The organism is Dactylosporangium sp. CA-139114 (genome assembly GCF_050955725.1).
Lineage (GTDB): Bacteria > Actinomycetota > Actinomycetes > Mycobacteriales > Micromonosporaceae > Dactylosporangium.
In genome coordinates, this window is the sequence record NZ_CP192080.1 from 6622467 (window position 1) to 6639836 (window position 17370).

Annotated in this window: 18 protein-coding genes; 1 reads left to right on the plus strand and 17 read right to left on the minus strand. The window is 72.8% G+C overall.

Annotated features, from left to right (window positions below):
- Positions 1-24: 24 nt before the first annotated feature.
- From ACQP2P_RS29345 to ACQP2P_RS29400, 12 genes are all read right to left on the minus strand, one after another.
- A complete protein-coding gene (locus ACQP2P_RS29345) occupies positions 25-927 on the minus strand; it encodes an NADP-dependent oxidoreductase (protein ID WP_433606173.1) in 903 nt (300 codons plus the stop codon).
- Between the two features lie 17 nt (positions 928-944).
- On the minus strand, positions 945-1523 hold the full coding sequence (locus ACQP2P_RS29350; protein WP_433606175.1) for a TetR/AcrR family transcriptional regulator: 579 nt from the start codon (positions 1521-1523) through the stop codon (positions 945-947).
- A 148-nt stretch (positions 1524-1671) separates the two neighbouring features.
- Positions 1672-3066, minus strand: a complete 1395-nt coding sequence (locus ACQP2P_RS29355; RefSeq protein WP_433606177.1) for an NAD(P)/FAD-dependent oxidoreductase — start codon at positions 3064-3066, stop codon at positions 1672-1674.
- Between the two features lie 34 nt (positions 3067-3100).
- Entirely contained in the window at positions 3101-3892 is a 792-nt protein-coding gene (locus ACQP2P_RS29360) for a helix-turn-helix domain-containing protein (RefSeq protein ID WP_433606179.1), read from the minus strand.
- A 93-nt stretch (positions 3893-3985) separates the two neighbouring features.
- Entirely contained in the window at positions 3986-4363 is a 378-nt protein-coding gene (locus tag ACQP2P_RS29365) for a nuclear transport factor 2 family protein (RefSeq protein WP_433606181.1), read from the minus strand.
- 25 nt (positions 4364-4388) lie between these two features.
- Complete coding sequence (locus ACQP2P_RS29370) at positions 4389-5588, minus strand: cytochrome P450 (protein ID WP_433606182.1); 1200 nt, start codon at positions 5586-5588, stop codon at positions 4389-4391.
- Positions 5585-6943: an amidase gene (locus ACQP2P_RS29375; protein WP_433606184.1), complete on the minus strand. Its 1359-nt coding sequence runs from the start codon at positions 6941-6943 to the stop codon at positions 5585-5587. Before ACQP2P_RS29375 ends, ACQP2P_RS29370 begins: the two co-directional genes overlap by 4 nt.
- Positions 6936-7850: a ScbA/BarX family gamma-butyrolactone biosynthesis protein gene (locus ACQP2P_RS29380; protein ID WP_433606186.1), complete on the minus strand. Its 915-nt coding sequence runs from the start codon at positions 7848-7850 to the stop codon at positions 6936-6938. The genes ACQP2P_RS29375 and ACQP2P_RS29380 overlap by 8 nt, the downstream gene beginning before the upstream one ends.
- The gene (locus tag ACQP2P_RS29385) at positions 7847-9766 is read right to left on the minus strand and encodes a beta-galactosidase (protein ID WP_433606188.1); all 1920 of its coding nucleotides are present in this window, start codon (positions 9764-9766) and stop codon (positions 7847-7849) included. Before ACQP2P_RS29385 ends, ACQP2P_RS29380 begins: the two co-directional genes overlap by 4 nt.
- Positions 9763-10749 (minus strand): zinc-dependent alcohol dehydrogenase, encoded by a 987-nt coding sequence (locus tag ACQP2P_RS29390; protein WP_433606190.1) that lies wholly within the window; start codon positions 10747-10749, stop codon positions 9763-9765. The genes ACQP2P_RS29385 and ACQP2P_RS29390 overlap by 4 nt, the downstream gene beginning before the upstream one ends.
- A 38-nt stretch (positions 10750-10787) precedes the next feature.
- Positions 10788-11717 carry an inositol monophosphatase family protein gene (locus ACQP2P_RS29395; RefSeq protein ID WP_433606192.1) on the minus strand — a complete coding sequence of 310 codons (930 nt, stop codon included), beginning with the start codon at positions 11715-11717 and terminating at the stop codon, positions 10788-10790.
- Positions 11714-12976 (minus strand): aspartate aminotransferase family protein, encoded by a 1263-nt coding sequence (locus ACQP2P_RS29400; RefSeq protein ID WP_433606194.1) that lies wholly within the window; start codon positions 12974-12976, stop codon positions 11714-11716. The genes ACQP2P_RS29395 and ACQP2P_RS29400 overlap by 4 nt, the downstream gene beginning before the upstream one ends.
- 17 nt (positions 12977-12993) lie before the next feature.
- Between ACQP2P_RS29400 and ACQP2P_RS29405 the strand changes: the two genes are divergently transcribed.
- Positions 12994-13182, plus strand: a complete 189-nt coding sequence (locus ACQP2P_RS29405) for a hypothetical protein (protein ID WP_433606196.1) — start codon at positions 12994-12996, stop codon at positions 13180-13182.
- A gap of 183 nt (positions 13183-13365) precedes the next feature.
- Here the strand turns inward: ACQP2P_RS29405 and ACQP2P_RS29410 are convergent, their stop codons facing one another.
- From ACQP2P_RS29410 to ACQP2P_RS29430, 5 genes are all read right to left on the minus strand, one after another.
- On the minus strand, positions 13366-13608 hold the full coding sequence (locus tag ACQP2P_RS29410) for a hypothetical protein (protein ID WP_433606198.1): 243 nt from the start codon (positions 13606-13608) through the stop codon (positions 13366-13368).
- A 164-nt stretch (positions 13609-13772) separates the two neighbouring features.
- Complete coding sequence (locus tag ACQP2P_RS29415; protein WP_433606200.1) at positions 13773-15110, minus strand: carbohydrate binding domain-containing protein; 1338 nt, start codon at positions 15108-15110, stop codon at positions 13773-13775.
- A 53-nt stretch (positions 15111-15163) separates the two neighbouring features.
- A complete protein-coding gene (locus tag ACQP2P_RS29420) occupies positions 15164-16165 on the minus strand; it encodes an LLM class flavin-dependent oxidoreductase (RefSeq protein WP_433606201.1) in 1002 nt (333 codons plus the stop codon).
- Positions 16166-16407: 242 nt separating this feature from the next.
- The gene (locus tag ACQP2P_RS29425) at positions 16408-16749 is read right to left on the minus strand and encodes a cyclic-phosphate processing receiver domain-containing protein (protein ID WP_433606203.1); all 342 of its coding nucleotides are present in this window, start codon (positions 16747-16749) and stop codon (positions 16408-16410) included.
- Entirely contained in the window at positions 16746-17342 is a 597-nt protein-coding gene (locus ACQP2P_RS29430; RefSeq protein ID WP_433606205.1) for a TetR/AcrR family transcriptional regulator, read from the minus strand. Before ACQP2P_RS29430 ends, ACQP2P_RS29425 begins: the two co-directional genes overlap by 4 nt.
- Between the last annotated feature and the right edge of the window lie 28 nt (positions 17343-17370).

The following is a 17370-nucleotide window of genomic DNA, read 5'->3' on the forward strand; positions in this document are numbered from 1 at the left end:
GGCGGGCCGGGCGGCGACGTGAACTCAGCCGAGATCCTGGGGGTGCAGCACGATGCGCCCGTGGGTCTTGCGCTCGGCCAAGGCCCGGTAGGCGTCCTGCACGGCGGTGAGTGGGTAGGTTGCGCCGATGGGGATGTGCAGGTCTCCGGCGGCGGCGAGGGCGGCCAGTTCGGCCAGTGCCGGAAGGCCGCCGGCGTCGGTCGTGCCGAGCGACTTGACGCCCTTCTCCTGCGCGCCGCGGTAGTCGACGACGGTGTCGATGCGGTCCACCGCGACGCCGAGGTCGATGGCGAGGTCGATGTAGCCGCCCCCGACGGCGTCGATGAACGCGTCGACCCGGTCGGCCGTGGAGCGGATCCGCTCCCGTTCGCCGTCGCCGTACTCGACGGGCTCGATGCCGTGCCGTCGCAGCAGGTCGGCATGTGCGGCGCTGGTCAGGCCGATCACCGTCGCTCCGGCTCGGAGGGCGAGCTGGGCGGCGGTGAACCCGACGCCGCCCGACGCGCCCGAGATCACGATCGTCTCGCCCGGCCGGGGTTGCACCGCCCGGATGGCGCCGAGGCCGGCCATCGGTGTGGTGTAGAGCGAGCCCGCCACGTCCCAGGAGAGGCCGTGCGGCTTGGCCACGAGCTGGTCCGCGGGAACGGCGACGAGCTGGGCGTGGGCGTCCCAGCTCTGCAGCCGGCCGAGCACCGGGTCGCCGACGGTGAAGCCGCGCACGTCGGCACCGACCGCGACGACGTCACCGGCGAGATCGCGGACCGGCGTGTACGAACTGCCGTGCAGCGCCGGGAGCGCCCCGGGGTTGAGCACGCCGGCCTCGACCCGCACGACCACCTCGCCCGGGCCGGCCACGGGCTCGGCCACCTCGGCGAGGTAGATGCCATCGATGCCCGTGAAACGGTCATAGCGTACTGCCTTCATCATGTCTCCAAAGGTGTTCGTCAGGTGCGGCGCAGGAGCGGCAGGAGGATGTCGTCGACGAGATGCGCCACGAAGGCGGCGTCACACGGCTCGCCCGCGACCACAATGCGGTGCACGATCAGCGCCGGAGCAACCTCGGCAACGAGCGTTGCCGCCCCCGGCGCCAGGTGCCCGGCGGCGTGGCGGACCAGCCCGTCGGTCATCGCGGACTCGTCCCGCCGCAGCATCCGCCGCATCTCCTCGGCGAGCCGCGCGTCGTGGCGCATGCCGGCGAACAGCGCCCCGAGCAGACCCACCTCCTGTTCGGCGATGCTGTGCGCGAGCCACGCCACCAGGGACAGCAGATCCTCCCGGAGACTCTCGCCCGCGGGCTGCGGAGGCCGGGCCGGCGAGCGGTGCTCGACCGCGGCGGCGACCAGTGCGGCCTTGTCGCGGTACCGGCGGTAGATCGTCGTCTTCGCCGCCCCGGAACGCCCGGCCACCGCCTCGATCGACAGCTGCTCGTATCCCACCTCGGTCAACAGTGCCAACGTCGCGTCGAGGATGGCCAGGTCACGACCGACGTCGCGGGGCCGCCCCATGACCGGGCGCTGCGTCATGCCGTCACCACTTTCGCTACGCTACCGTTGCGTATCGAAAGTACCTCCCCAGGTGGGTCCACCGCAACCGGAAGAGGTCGCGCGGTCCGGTCGGGCCGGGCCGCGCGGTGCCGGGAACCGCGTTCGGGCACCTCCCGGCACGGCGGGTTCACAGCGCCGCGGCCGCCCGTTCCGTCGCGGTGAACGGAGGCTGCCGCAGCAGCGCGCGGCCGGGCCCGAGCAGCGTCGCCAGCACGATCCGCGGGCGGATCAGGCGACTTGCCGGAGCCGACAACGTGAACACCTCGACCAGTTCGCGAGCCACCCGCGGCCGGCCGAGCGCGGTTCGCATGAGGCGGCTCTGGTAGCGCCACATCGCCCGCTCGACCCGCGACGGCGCGGGACCGCGCGCGCCGGGGAAGCGGATGTCGGTCCCGGTCGCGTGGCTCCAGGCGTCCGCCGCTATGGACGCGAGCCGCCGCTGCACCTTGTGGGCCACGCCGGGTCGCTGTACCGGCACGGTGTCGAGCACGGCGGCGAGGGCCGCCGCGCCGTGGGCCGCGACCGTCATGCCGTGGCCGTAGACCGGGTTGTAGCCGGCGACCGCGTCACCCAGCACCACGAAGCCGTCCGGCCACGCGGCGAGCCGCTCGAAATGCCGGCGCCGATTCGCGGTGCTGTTCGTCACCGAGACCGGGCCGATGGCTTCGGCGCCCGCGATGAGGTCGCCGACGATCGGGTGGCGCATGGCCCGGGCGAAGCCGACGAACTCGCGTTCGTCCGCGGGTGGCTGACCACCTCTGGTCCCCGACAGCGTCACCAGCCACTGACCACCCTCGATCGGCATCAGCGCGGCCGTCTGGCCCGGGCGGTCCTGCTCCGGATCGGCCTGGATGTTGACGATCGGAAAGGCGGTCTGCGCACCCGCCGGTGCCCGGAACACCCGGGTCGCGTAGCGCAGCCCTGAGTCGACGACGTCCTCGTCGACGCTCGGCAGGCCGAGCGCGGCCAGCCAGTGCGGTGCCCGGGAACCGCGGCCGGTGGCGTCGACCACGATGCCCGCGTCGAGCCGCCGCGTGCTGCCGTCGCGCAGGTCGCGCACTTCGACCCCGTCGACGCGAGCTGCGTCGCCGCACAGGGCGACGGCCTCCGTCTCGTCGGCGAGGCGCACCCCGGGCAGCGCCAGGACCTGCTCGCGGACCACCCAGTCGAGCAGCGCCCGGCTGCAGCTGACGACGAACTGGCCGGTTTCGCCGCGAGGGAGCCAGCCCTGCGGCAACAGCATCACGTAGCCGTCGGGCAGTCCGATGCGGTGCGCCCCCGCGGCGCGCCATCGTTCGGTGGTGCCGGGCAGCAGCGCCTCGATCGCACGGGCACCGCTGGACATGAGCACGTGGGCGTGCCGCCCCTGCGGCAGGCCACGCCGCGGGTGCGGGCCGGGCGGCAGCCGGTCACGTTCCACGAGCACGACCTCACCGACGTCGGGCGTTCGGGCGAGGGCGGCGGCCGCCAGCAGGCCGGCCATGCCGGCGCCGAGCACGACCGCGGGGGTCTTCGATGTCATCGAGCGTCCTTCCTTCCGTGCGGGACCCGCGGCGCTATCGCGGCGGGATCTCGTCACTCAGTTCCGAGGCGAGCTGCCGCAGTTGCCCGACCGTCCGGTCCCGGTGCTCCTCCAGCCACGCGGTTCGCGCCGCCACGCAGATCGCCCCCGCGATCTGCCCGTAGCGGCGCAGCGGCGCGGCGAGCGTGTCCCAGCCCGCGACCGGCGAGGGGCCGTACGTGTAGCCGGCCTGCAGGATCGCGCGCTCGCGCTGGTCCGCCCGGCCCGGCAGGTGGCCCATCATGTGCGCCTCGATCAGCCGTCCCGCCGCGTCGACGGTGAGCGGTGCGCAGAAGACCATGTCGGTGGCGAGCAACCGTTCCGCGTCGCCGAGCAGCTCGTCTCGTTCGGGGGCGAAATAGGCCAGGCAGTACCGCATCGGAGCGTCGAGGATGAGCGGGACGTACAGCAGCACCGGTTGTCCGGTCGCCTTCTGCAGGGCGGCCAGACCGATCCGGATGCGGCGGGAGATCGCCAGCGACAGGCTCCCGGGCCCGGTCGCGTCCTGTGCGCTGTGCCGCGTCGCGGTGGCCGGCGCGGACGGGACGGACTGCGGGCCCGGCGATCCGGCGCGGCTCGTGAGCGAGTATTGACCGCGTTGGGCCTTGGACACGGTGCCGGCGCGGATCGCGGCCTGCAGGATGCGATGGGCGGTCGGTGTCGCGAGTCTGGCGCGGGCCGCGACGTCCCGGAGCCGGTGCGCCCCCGGGCCGAGCGACGCGAGCGCGTCGAGAAGTTCGAAGACCCGATCGTTGGAGGTTCGTACGAGTTCTAGGCCGATCGTCACGGTGACGGTCTCCTCGCATCTGTGCAGGTTCTCGGTGCGGCCGGGCGCGCACGGACCGCGTTGTCCGGCTGCGCGCGCCTGCCCAGGTGTCCGTCAGAACATGCCGTTGGGGACCCTCTGCGAGTCGGGCACCGGCTGCTCGACGTCCCAATGCTCGATCAGCTTGCCGTCCTGGACACGCCACAGGTCGACCACGGCCAGACCGGGGCCGTTGTCGTCGCGCAGCCGCAGATGATGATGCACGGCGACGAAGTCACCGTCGGCGAGGATCCGCTTGACGTCGCTGGTGCCGCCCTTGAACGCGGCCTCGGCCAGGTGCGCCAGGTACGCCTGCCGGCCCGACGGTGCGTCCGGGCTGTGCTGGACGAAGTCTTCGTGGACCGCGTCGGCGACCGCGTCGAGGCTGCCGTGCACGAAGTAGGACTCGTAGCAGCGGCGCAGAAGTTCACGGTTGGTCTCGGTGGTGCTCATCGTTGCTCCTGTCTTGGGTGACGGTTTACCAGTGGACCGGCAGCCGGCGCAGCCCGTGGAAGTCCAGGGCGTCGTTGAAGCTCAGCTGCTCCAGCGGCACGGCGAGGCGCATGCCGGGCAGCCGTTGCACCAGCCCGCTCAGCGCGCTGCGGATGGTGACGCGGGCGAGGTTCTGCCCGATACAGATGTGCGGTCCGAACCCGAACGCGAGGTGGTAGCGCGCCTCCGCGCGGTCGGGGTCGAGCGTGTCCGGCCCGGTGAAATGCCGGGGGTCGCCGTTGGCGCTCTGCAGGCTCAGGACGATGCCCTCGCCCTCGCGGATCACCGTGTCGCCGAGGGCGATGTCGGCCCCCGCCACCCGCGACAGGCCCAGCTGCACGATCGTGTGGTGGCGCAGCAGTTCCTCGACGAGGTTCGCCCGCAGCTGCGGCTCGTCGCGGAAGCGCCGCGCGAGGGACGGATGCCGCATGAAGCTCAGCGCGCTGAGCGAGGTCATGTTGGCGGAGGTGTGGTGCCCGGCGCCGAGCAGCAGCGTCAGGTTGTGGACGGCCTCCGGCTCGGTCAGCTCACCGGTGGCTACGTAGCGTCCGGTCAGCCGGCCGGTGAGGTCCGCGTCGGTGGGCTCACGCAGCCGCTGGGCCACGAGTTCGGTGACGAGCCCGACGATGGTGGCTCCCGCATCGAGCTTCTGCTGCGCTGTGCTGGTGCCCGCGGAGAGCACGTGGGTGCTGCGCTCGAAGGTCGCGTGTGCCTCGTAGCTCAGCCCGAGGATGTGGCAGATGAGCCGCGAGGCGACCGGCAGCGCGAACCCCTCGACCAGGTCGGCGGGCGCGTCCACGGTATGCGGCCCGGCCGCGAGCCGGTCCAGCGACTCCTGCACGATCCGATCGACCACCGGCGTGAGCCGGGCGACGGCAGCGACCGAGAACTCCGGCGCGAGCATGCGGCGCAGCCGGGAGTGCGCAGGTCCGTCGAGCGCGATCATCGTCGTGTTCAGCGGCGGTACCTCCACCGCCGAGCCGAAGCGAGGGCAGGCCGGCGCGGTCGTGTCGGAGCTCAGCGTCGGGTTCCGCAGCACGCTGCGCACGTCGTCGTAGCGGGTGACCAGCCAGGCGGGCCGCCCGTCCGGCAGCGTCACCCGGGTCGCCGGGCGCTCCTCCCGCCAGTCCGCGTACCGCGCGGGCACCAGGTCCGGCACCGCACGAGCGGCCGGATACTCGTTCACGATCGCCTCCCCTCGCGGGTCGCCGGCCCGGCGGTCGCGGCGGCCGGGTCCGGGCCGGCCGTCTCGAGGTCGGCGGCGAGGCGCAGCAGTCGCAGGTCGCTGTGCGGCGCGCCGAGCAGTTGCAGGCCCACGGGCAGCCCGCCGGCGATGCCGCAGGGCACCGCGACCGCAGGGCAGCCGGCCATCGGCGCGAGGGTCGTCAGCGGCCACGCGGCCGCGCCCCGGCTCAGGTAGGGCTCGTCCGGGTACGGGCTCACGCCGTCCGGCACCGGCCACGGCCCGACACCGAACACCGGCGTCACGAGGACGTCGAACCGGCCGAAGAACGTCTGCATCGCCGCCCGCAGCTCGGCCCGGCGCCGCAGCGCGGACGCGACCCGGTCGGCCGGAATCGCCAGCCCGGCGGAGACCTCGGCGCGCAGGGCCGGGCCCAGCGCCGTACCGTGCCGCTCGACCCGCTCGGCGTGCAGCGCCACGGCTCGCCGCCCGAGCAGGATCAGACAAGCCTCGTGGACCCCGCGCACCGGCGGCGCCGCCTCCTCGACCTGGTGCCCCAGCCGGAGGAGGTCCGCGACGGCACCGGCGCACGCCGCGGCGACCTCGTCCTCGACCCGCGCGGCGGCGCCGAGGTCCGGGCTGAACGCGATCCGCAGCCGGGCGCCCGGCTCGGGCGACGGCAGGTCCTGGGACGCCAGCACCCGCAGGAACAGCGCGGCGTCGGCGGCGGTGCGCGCCAGCGGTCCGTGCACCTCGAGCCCGGAGGGATCGTCGTCGCGGTCGGTGGTGACGAGCCCCGGCGTGGGCCGCACCCCGACCACGCCGCAGAACGCGGCCGGGATGCGGATCGAACCGGCGGTGTCCGCGCCGTGGGCCAGCCACGCCTGGTGCGCGGCGACGCAGACCGCGGCGCCGCCACTGGACGCACCACACGACACGGACGGATCGGCCGGATTGCGGGTGCGACCGCCGACCGGGCTGACGGTGTCGGCGCCGGCGCTGAACTCCGGCAGGTTCGTCTTGCCCACGATCACGCCGCCGGCGGCCTCGATACGGGTCACGAGCCGGTCCGAGCGCCGTGGCACGTGGCCGCGATACGGTTCGGATCCGAACGTCGTCGGCACCCCCTCGACGTCGACGACGTCCTTCACGGTGACCGGCAGCCCGGCGAGCGGGCCGTCGTGGCCGGCTCGTCGCCGCCGGGCGCGGTCGAGGCAGACCGCCGTCATCGCGTGCAGCCGCGGTTCGGTCTCGGCGATGCGGGCCTCGACGGCGTCGAGCAGCTCCGCCGGGCTCACCGCGCCGGAGCGCAGCGCCGCGATCGTGCGCACCGCGCCGGCCGCGAGCAGCTCATCCATCGGCGTGGCCGGTCGTGGGCCAGTCGGCGTGCGCGGCGAGCTTGCCGGCCTGCCGGACCTCGGTGTGGAAGCCCTGCCCGGTGCGGCGCACCAGGACCTCGCCCGGCTGGTCGAGCTCGACGAAGCGGTGGAAGCGCACGGCGAGGCTCATCGGCGCGAAGTACGGGTCGCCGGACTCGGCGACGACCGCCTGCCGCATCGCCTCGGTGAGCAGCATGCCCGGGGTGTGGTCGGTGGGGTTGTCGAAGAAGTTGGCGTGCGCGGCATCGATGTGCAGCAGGTAGGCGCCGGGGCGTGATCCGGGCGCGATGACCACGTCACGCCGCAGTGCCCGCCCGACGCTCGCCGGCGGCACGGACGCCTCCGGTGCCGCGGCGGGCATCTTCACCTCCTGCGGGTCGCGGCCGCGCACCTTCAGGTATCGGTCGTTCGGCGGCACGATCACCCGCCCGCCACCGCTCGCGACGAGCCGGCCGTCCCGGAACAGCCGGCAGTCCATCGACGTCTGCAGAATCGCGTGACCCAGCGGCTCGATCCGGCCGGAGTCGATGGTGACGACGACCTCCGTCGGCCGATCGGTGATGCGCAGGCCCTCCGGGTCGGCGGTGTAGTGCGCCGCGCGCAGGATCTGCATCGTCGCCAGCGGCACGTCGTCGACCACGTGGGCCAGCAGCAGCGCGCACTGCCGGAAGGTCTCCAGGACGAGCAGAGGGTCGTGCCGCTGGTGATCCAGGAGGGTGTAGTAGCCGCCCAGCCGCGGCCATACCGCCCCGGCGGTGATCGACGTCGGGGTCTTCACCCAGCTGGTGATGAGCACGGTGGTGGTGTCGCCGCGGTCGACGAGCGCGCGCGGCACGGTGTTGTCGAACGTGATGTCCGCGGGCGGGGCGATGGTGTCGGCGGTCATGGGTTCTCCTCGATGCTGGCCGGGACGGTGGCGAAGATGCCCGTCGGCGGTGGCGGTGGCGGGTCCAGCTCGGCGCTGGTGATGACGCGGCTGAACCGGTCGCCGGCGCGACGCAGCAGGGCCGCGCTGCGGGGCGGCACCTCCACGCTCACCGTGCCGCCGTCGATCGCCCGGCGGACGGTGGCGTGCTCGGCGCCGAGGTTGAACACGAAGACCGTGCGCGCCGCGCCGTCGGGACCGGTGTGCACCAGGACGACGGCGGGATCGGTCGCCGGGTGCGCGTGCCGCGGCGCCGGCAGTATCCGCAGCAGCGGTGCCCGATCGCGCGTCGCGAGCGGGAACGCCGGCAGCGGGTCGTGCGGGGTGCGCGGGGCACCGCCGGCGCCCGTGAGGAGCACGACCAGGTGACCGGCGCGCCGGCGGTCGCGGATCAGCCCGGCCAGCCGCTCGCCGGGCCCGTCCGGCCCCACCGGCACGAGCCACGGCAGCGAACTGTCCTCGGCGTTCTCCTCGGTCAAGACCTCGATCCGGTACTGGTGCCGCTCCATCAGCTCGACGCAGAGCTCGGCGGCGTCGCGCAGCGCGGGTCCGGCCGGTGCGGTCTCCTCCGGCCAAGCCTCGGCCCGGGCGAGCGCCGAGGGCACCAGCAGCGCCAGGTCCGCGCTGAACGACTCCGGCAGCGGCGCGGCCGATCGGACGACGTCGCGCAGGGCGTGCAGTGCGGCGATGTTCGCGCCGGTGCCGCCGTCCTCGCGCAGTGGCGCACCGGGGCAGTAGGGCGGCGCGTGGTCGAGCGGGTCGATGCCCTCCGCCAGCAGCGCCTGCGCGTCCAAGTCGATCGCCGCGCCCCAGTGCTCGGTGGCGCAGGCGGTGTAGACGCTGTAGGTCCGCGATTGCAGCGCGAGGGCCAGCAGCGCCTGGAACATCGCGTTGCCGGGCCGGTCGAAGGCCGGGTCGGTCCAGGTGAAGCCCCAGTTGTCCTCGACGTTGCTGTAGCGGCGGGCGCGCACCCCGAACCAGTGCGACGCGAAGGCGCTGCGGCTGCGCGCGACGCTGCCGACCCAGCCGGTGTACCCCAGCGCGAACCCGAGCCCGGCCAGCGGCGCGGTGCGCAGCAACCACGCCGCGGCGCCACCGGCCGGGCCGTCGAGCGCCGGCAACGGCAGGTTGACCGTCGCCGCCTGACGTACGGCCGGCGAGAGTCCCTCGGCCAGGTCGAGGTAGTGCCGGCGCAGCACCGTGCCGCTGTGTTCGGCCCAGGCCTCGCGCAGTTCGGCCGGCCACGTCGACGGGTCACCGGCGCCGGACCGGCCGGTGTCGTGCCGGAACGCCGCCACGGCCGGTGCGCTGAAATCGTGCGCGGTCACCGGATGGTTGGCGTCGCTGTAGATTCCCTCGTTGCCCAGCTGCACCGCCACGACCGGTCCGTGCGGCGCCAGCGTGGTCGCCAGGACGTGCCGCTCGACGGCACCGAGCCAGTGGCGGACCTCCTCGCGGTACAGCGGGCAGAACAGGCTCGGCAGGGCGAGTCCCTGCGACGTCACCGCCCGGCCGCGCACGTCGAGCACCGCCGCGAACCGCGGATCGACGGTCGGGCTGACCCGGTCCGGCAGACCGCCGAGCTGCACCTCGGCGTGGATGAACGGCCCGGGCTTGAGCAGCACGCGCAGCCCGGCGGCGGCGGCGAGGTCGAGCAGCCGGAGCAGGTCGCGCTGCTTGTCGCCGGCGCCGCGGAAGTCGTAGCGGTGGCGTGCGTACTCGTGGAAACGCCACGGGACGTAGCACGTAACGACATCGACACCGGCCTCGGCGAGCGCGGCGAGGTTCGGCCCCCAGCGATCGGGGTCCGCGCGGTAGTACGGGTACTCGCCGTAGATCACCGGTCGTTCGTATCCGAACGGATATCCGGTGCTCATGCCGCGTCCCGCAGATCGATGACGACCTTCATGCCGGCGTACCGGCCGTGGTCGCCGCCGTCGGCCCCGATCGCGGCCAGCGCCTCGTCGAAGCGGTCGATGGGCACGTGGTGGCTGATCAGGCCGGACAGCGGCAGCCGGCGTGCGAGGTCGACGGCCCGGTCGAACAGCAGGCTGTTGTAGTCGCCGGCGCCGATGACGCGCAGGCCGCGCTGCAGCAGCTCCAGCGGGCGCATCGTCCACGTGGCGCGGTCGTTGAACCCCATCACGACGATCCGGCCGAGGTTCGCCGCCAGCTCCCACGCCTCCGCGCTCAGCGATCCGACGCTGTCCACGACGAGCGACGCCGAGCGTGCGGCGACGGCACCGGGCTCCTCGACGCGCGCCGTGCAGCCGGGTACGGCGGCCAGGAACGCCTCGGCGGCGGCGCGCCGGTACGGGTCGATCTCCACCACCCGCACCGCGGCGCCGAAGTGGCCGGCGACGAGGGCGACGAGCGTGCCGATCGGCCCGCCGCCCAGCACGGCGACCTCGTCGTCGGGGCGGATGGCGGCGGCCTCGAGGTTGTTGAGCACACAAGCGATCGGCTCGGCGAGCACGGCCTGGTCGTCCGACATCCCCTCCGGCACCAGATGCAGGAACCGCTCCTCCAGCCGCATGAACCCGGCGAAGGCGCCGTCGCGGTCGATGCCGATCTCGTTGCCCGTCTTGTTCAGGCAGAAGTTGAGCGCGCCGCGGCGGCACCAGTGGCACAGTCCGCAGTACAGCGTCGGGTTGATGATGACCCGGTCGCCCGGCTGCAGCGTGGTGACACCCGCCCCGGTCTCGACGACCTCACCGACGGCCTCATGGCCCATCACCACGCCGGCATCCGCATGGAACTTGCCGAGCAGCACGCCGCGATCGGTGCCGCAGATGCCGGCCTGCGTCATGCGGACGATGACGTCGTCGGGCGCGGCGCAGACGGGGCGCTGCCGTTCCACGAGGCGCAGGCTTCGATCCTCTTGCAGGACAAGCGCTTTCACGGTGTACCTCCGGTGACGGTGTTCCAGGTGATGGACTCCAGCAGCGCGGCGTGCAGCCGCGGTGTACTGGCCGCGACACAGGAACGCTGACTGGCGGGGTCCAGGGCGAGCAGCGGCATGGTGTCCAGCGAATCGCCGTAGGCATCGGTGATGACGACACCCGCACGACGGGCGAGATAGACGCTCGCCGCGATGTCGTAGCCGAACAGGTGCAGGACGCTGCCCCGCCCGACCCGCCGGAACGCGGCCTCGGTCTCCGGGTGGTCGCGCAGGATGCGGTTGCCCACGTCGACGAACGCGTCGAGCTGGCCGGTGATGATGCGCGTGATGGAGTACGACGCGCTGTTGAACACGAACACCCCGCCGGTGTTGGCCGAGGCGTCGACCAGGTGACCGTAGGCGTCGCACATGAGCCGCATCGGGTGCCCGTTGAGCTCCAGCGACCAGAACATCCGGGTCAGGTCGGTGTTCGGGCTCAAGGACGGCACCGGCCGGTCGTGGCCGCTCGTGCACAGTCCGCTGCGGGTGTCCGCGTAGAACCATGCCCCGGACTTGATCTCCAAGACGTGCGCGGCGATGACATCGCCGACCGTCGGGCGGCCTTCGCCCATCCGCGCCGCGGCGACGGAGACGGTGGCCATCTCCAGCCCGGCCGAGGCGGGCCGGGTGCCGTCGATCGGGTCCACGACGAGCACGTGCTCGGGCCGGGGGCCGGTGGTCCGCAAGCCCTCGTCCTCCGTGTAGACGGCCACGGGCACCGGCGCGTGCCGCCAGACGTACTCCCAGACCGCCTCCTCGGCCACCTTGTCGATGTCGAACTGGGCGTCGCCGCCGGGCGAATCGCCGTGCACACTGCGCCGGCGGTGCACCTGTGCCAGCAAGGCGCTGCGCACCGCCGCCGCGGTGCCGGTCACGAGGTCCTTCACGCCATGACCTCCCGCAGGACCGTCTCGAACGCGTCGCAGATCTCGTCGGCCTGCTCGTGGGTGAGAATGAGCGGGGGCCGGATCTTCACCACGTTGCCGTAGCCGTACCGCGAGGTGCGCAGCAGCAGCCCGTGCCCCAACCCGCGGCGCGCGACCTCGTTGGCCAGGTCCACGGCCGGTGCGCCGCCCGGCTGCACGAGCTCGATGCCGATCATGAGCCCGACGCCCCGTACGTCGCCGACGACCGGCATCCGCCGCTGCAGGTCGCGCAGTCGCTGCATGATGTGCTCGCCGGTGGCGCGGACGTTGGCCAGGAACTCGGGCCGGTCGATGACCTCCAGCGCGGCGACCGCCGCGGCCGCGGCCAGCGTGTTCGCGCCGTAGGTGAACGAGTGGTGGTGGGCGGGCAGCCCGGCGAGACGTTCACCGGCCAGAATGCCGGCGATCTGCGCGCCGCTGCCGCCGAGGCCCTTGCCGACGGTGATGGCATCGGGCCGGACGCCGAAGTGCTCGGCGGCGAACATCCGCCCGGTGCGGCCGATGCCGGTCTGGATCTCGTCGAAGATGAGCAGGATGTCGTGCTCGTCGCAGAACTCGCGCAGCCGGGGCAGGTAGCCCTCGGGCGGCACGATGTTGCCGCCGTTGCCGGAGATCGGCTCCAGGATGATCGCCGCGACCTGTCCCCCGCTGGCGTACTCGAGGAAGTCGTCGATGCGTTCGACGCACATCAGCCCGCAGGTGTCGCGTCGCTGGCCGTAGAAGCAGCGCATGCAGTACGGGTCGGGGACCTGCAGCGAGCCCGGGTACAGCAGCGGGAACGGCGCCTTGCGGAAGGCGTTGCCCGACAGCGAGGTCGTCATCATCGTCTGGCCGTGGTGGCTGCGGAACAGTGAGATCACCTCGCCGCGGCCGGTGGCGTGCTGCGCCATCTTGATCGCGCCCTCGTTGGCCTCGGAGCCCCCGCCGACCTTCAGGTGAACCTTGACGAGGTTCGCCGGTGCGGCGGCGAGCAGTTGCCGGACGAGCGTGTTGACCGACTCCGTCTGGAACGAAGAAGTGACGTGCACGAGGCTCTCGGCCTGTTTCTGCATGGCCGACACAACGGCGGGGTGCGAATATCCGAGACTGAGATTGAATGTCCCGGAGGCGCAGTCGATGTAGCGGTTTCCGTCGTCGTCGTAGACGTAGATGCCTTCGCCCCGCACCATTATTACGTCACTGACCGGATAGTAGATAGAGTCACTAATCGGCACAATCATTGACTCTCCTAAATTGTTTGACTCGCTCGTCAAGACCGCTCGAACCCGTCACCAATATTGACATCGATGCCGCTTGTGTCAATGGCGAACTGCCGTTGTTCCGTGACGTGAAGAACGGAAAGCAAAACCTTCCGACTGCCGAAAAACACAACGTCACGCGGGGCGGCCCGATCACCGCCGCCGCGCTGGACGATCTCCCGCCGTAGCGCTCCGGGACTTCCGTGTCAGCGTCGAATCGTTTCGCCTGACGGAAAATCCCCCCGAAGAGCGGACGAGGGCCGCACCGATCCCGGCCATCGTCCGGCTCGAGCCACCAAGCACCGGGCGGGCCGCGCGATACGACCCGGGCAAGATCACGAGAGACATAGGCTGCGAACGATGTCCGGTCGCTATCGACCGTCGTGCGCGGCGACAACCGCCCAGCCGTCGGCGCTCGCCGCGTCAGCGGGGTCCGAGCTGGACGCCGTCCTCGGTGAGGCGGCGAACCGGCTCGCCACAGGTGACGGCGGGCAGCCGGCTCCTGCGGTCACGGGGGTCAGGTGGGTGCGCGCCACCCCGGCGTCTCCGGTGGCCCATTCGTGCAGCGAAAACAGGTCGCCGCCGAACCAGCCGCGCAGGCCGGGGGTCGCCACGCAGCAATCGTGCGACCCGACCGGCGCTCGCGACATCCTTGGTCGTCCGGCCGGCGTCGTGCACGCCCCGCACGCGTGAGCCGGCCGGCCAAGCCGCAACCGGCCACGCGTCAGGCGATACGTCGGTGGTGCTTCGGTGGTGCTTCGGTGGTGCGTCGGTGGTGCTACTGAATGGTGATCGTCCGCCGCTGCACGCCCCAGGCGTCGGCCTCGGCGCCCGGCAGCCACACGTCGACGATCTGGCCCTGAATCCACGTGCCGATGTCCGCCGCGTAGCAGTAGCCGTACCCGTCGACCTTGAAGCGGGTCCCCCACGGGATGTACCGCGTGTCGACCGCGCAGATGCCCAGCGCCGTGTTGAAGCCGCTCGCGGTCTGGCCCGCGTCGTTGTAGGACGTGATCTCGTACTGGAACTGGGTTCCCGGGGTGAGCGCGTAGGGCTGGACGGCGCCGCTGTCGGCGAGGATGTACGGCTGGGACAGCGCGCCGGTGGAGGCGTCGCTGCCGTCGGAGCGCAGGGCCGCGATCGTGTAGTGCGCGTTGCGGCACGGTGCGTTGTCGGTGACGGAGAGCGTCGCCTGGCCCCAGTCGTCGACCCAGCCGACCGACTGGCTGTTGCGCCAGACGCGGTACGCCACGGCGCCCGCCACCCGGCTGAACGTGATCGTCACGCTCGAGCCGCTCAGTGAGCCGGTCACCGTGGACGGGGCGGGGAGCCGGCCGCTCAGGCTGATCATCGGGGCCTGGCTCGTCGCGTTGTGGCTCGGCCCGACGACCCGGGCCGGCGGGGTGACGGCGGACCAGAACGGGCAGGCCGCGAGGCTCGCACCGGGTCCCGTGCCGCCCGTCGGGCCGGCGGTCGGGCTGATGGTCGGGCTGATGGTCGGGCTGGTGGTCGGGCTGGTGGTCGGGCTGGTGGTCGGGCTCTTGGTGGGGCTCGGGCCACTCGTCGGTGACGGGCTCTTCGTCGGCGACGGGCCGGCCGGCGGGGTGGTCGGCGGTGCTGTCGTACCGCCGCCGCCCGAACCGGCCGTGAGCGCGAAGTCGTCGGCGTAGTACGTCGGCTGCCCGTACCACCCGTGCACGAACACCGTCACGCTCGTCGTGGTCGGCGACGTCGTGAAGGACGTGGAGAGCTGCTGGAACGCCCCGCCGGTGGACGGGGTCCAGATGCTCGCGCCGGAGGCTCCGATGTAGACGTAGCTGCCGTTCACCCACGCCGTGAGCGTGTAGGCGGTGTTCGGCGACACCGGCACGGTCTGGGTGCACTGGGCCGTGTCGGCGGCGCTGGGCGTGGCCTTCAGCGCGTACGTCCCGGAGTGCACCGTGCCCGTCGCCGCGCTCACGGTGCCGCCGCACGACCACCCGGCCAGGCCGGACTCGAAGCCCGGATCGCCGACGGCGTTCGTGCCGGCGCTGGCCGGCAGCACCCACGCGGAAATCGCCACCACGGCGGCCGCGACGCACCCGGCGCCGATCGCCAGACCTCTCCACCTACGCATACATTGATGAGAGTGGCTCGGCCCGCTAATGTCAAGGTTTGTTAACTATTCCTTCAGGCTGCGCTCGGCGGGGCAGTCGCCGTCTCGCGCCGGATCACGGGGGCGACCTCGGTGGCGAACAGCTCCAGGCTCTCGCGCACCATGCCGTCGGGCATACCGCCGACGTCGAACTGCCCGACGTACCGCGTGCTGCCCAGCACCTCGTGATGCCGCATGATCCGGTCGACGACCTCCTGGGGGCTGCCGACGATCAGCCCGTCGGCGAGCCAGGCGTCGTACACCTCCCGCGGCATCCCGCCCCGCATTCGCGGGTGGAACTTGAAGTACTCGGAGTAGTACGGGAAGAACGCCTCTTTCGCCTCCTGCGAGCGGCGCCCGATGAACATGTGCCCGCCGCTGCCCACCCGCAGGGCCGCCGGGTCGTGACCGGCCTGCCCGGCGGCGCGGTGATAGAGCTCGACGAGCCGGGCGGCGGGGTCCGGCCCGGTGAACAGCGCGAGGAACATCGGCGCGCCGAGCACGCCCGCCCGCACCGCCGACTGCGGCGTCCCGCCGACCCCGATCCACACCGGCAGCGGCTCCTGCAGCGCGCGGGGCGCGACGGCCTCGCCGTTGTGCGTGGGGCGCTGCTCGCGGGTGAGCCGCAGCAGCAGCCGGATCTTCTCGTCGAACAGCGTCTCGTAGTCCCGCAGGTCGTAGCCGAAGAGCGGGAACGACTCGGTGAAGGCGCCGCGGCCGGCGATGATCTCGGCGCGGCCCCCGCAGAGCTGGTCCAGGGTGGCGTACTGCTGGAAGACCCGCACCGGTTCCTGCGTCGACAGGACCGTGACCGCCGAGCTGAGCCGGATGCGCTCGGTGACCGACGCGATCGCGGCGAGCACCACCTCCGGCGCGGACACCGCGAAGTCGGCGCGGTGGTGCTCGCCGAGCGCGAAGACCTCGAGCCCGGCCGCGTCGGCGTACCTGGCCTGCTCGACCAGGCTCGCCAGCCGCTGCCGGACCGTTGTGGGCGCGCCGCCGGCGAGGTCGCCGAACGAGTAGATGCCGAGTTCCATACTTGATCCAACCACGCCACCCCCGGGCCGACGGCGCCGGCCGCACCGCCCCGACCCGCGGCTCCTCCAGCGTCGGGCACGGCCGCGGGCCGGAGCGCGGGCAGCTCGCGCGGGGCCGCACCCGGCCGCCGCATCACGACGCGGGAGTCCGGCCGCGGCGAGCGCCGCGGCGCGAGCGGCTTCCGCGACCGCGTCACCAGCCCGAGGCCGAGCATGGTGGACGCGGTGCCAGGCCTGGAGTCTCACACGCCCCGGTAGCCGACGGCGGCCGACTGGGTGGCCGCCACCGCGCGGTAGTTCCAGCGGCGCAGCGCCCGCAGGATCCTCGCGGCGCCCGGCGGGTTGGCGGAGTGCACGTAGACGGTGCCGACGTCGAAGGGGGCGCCTTCGAAGGCGGCCCGCTCCAGCTCCTCGACGACGGGCCAGATGGTGTCGTCGCCGCCCAGGTCGTGGTCGAGCCAGAGCTCGTCGATGCGCTCGTGACGGTGCCGACGCAGCAACTCCAGACCGGCGAGGCTCGTGCGCGCCACGTGCGCCGGGGCGGGGTCGAGGAAGTCGCGCAGGTCGTCGATGAGCAGCCTCATGGGGCACCGGTGGTGGCGGAGAGCAGCGGCAGCCACACGTCGTCGATGATCTCGGCGATGACCTCGGGCGGGATCGGGCGCAGGGTCATCAGCATCTCGTGGCGCAGCAGGTCGAACGGCAGGTTCACCACGCGGGGCGAGCGCGGCGCGGCCGGCAGGTCGCCGCGCTCCACGGCGCGGGCCACGAGCCGCTCGAACGGCGTGGCCAGGCCCGGCGGGCGCATCGCGGCGCGCAGGTCGCTGAAGCTCTGGCCGGTCTCGCGGAAGTAGTCGACGAGCAGGACGCTGACGATGGTGATCCAGTGGGAGCGCGAGCCGTCGGCGTTGGTCAGCACGCCGACGGCGTCGTCGCGGAGGCTGCCGGTGTCGGGCACCTCGATCGGCGCCGCGGTCCAGTGCTTGCGCAGGGTCGCCAGGAGCAGGTCGTCGCGCTGCGGCCAGCGGCGGTACAGCACCGGCCGGCTCGTCCCCGCCCGCGCCGCGATCGCCTCGAAGGTGAAGCCCTCGTAGCCGTGCTCGTTCAGCACCTCCCACGCCGCGTCGAGGATCGCGTCCTCGAGGTCGGTGCCGCGTCGACGCGTTTTAAGATGCACTTGCGTATCTTAGCATGCCGCCGTACGG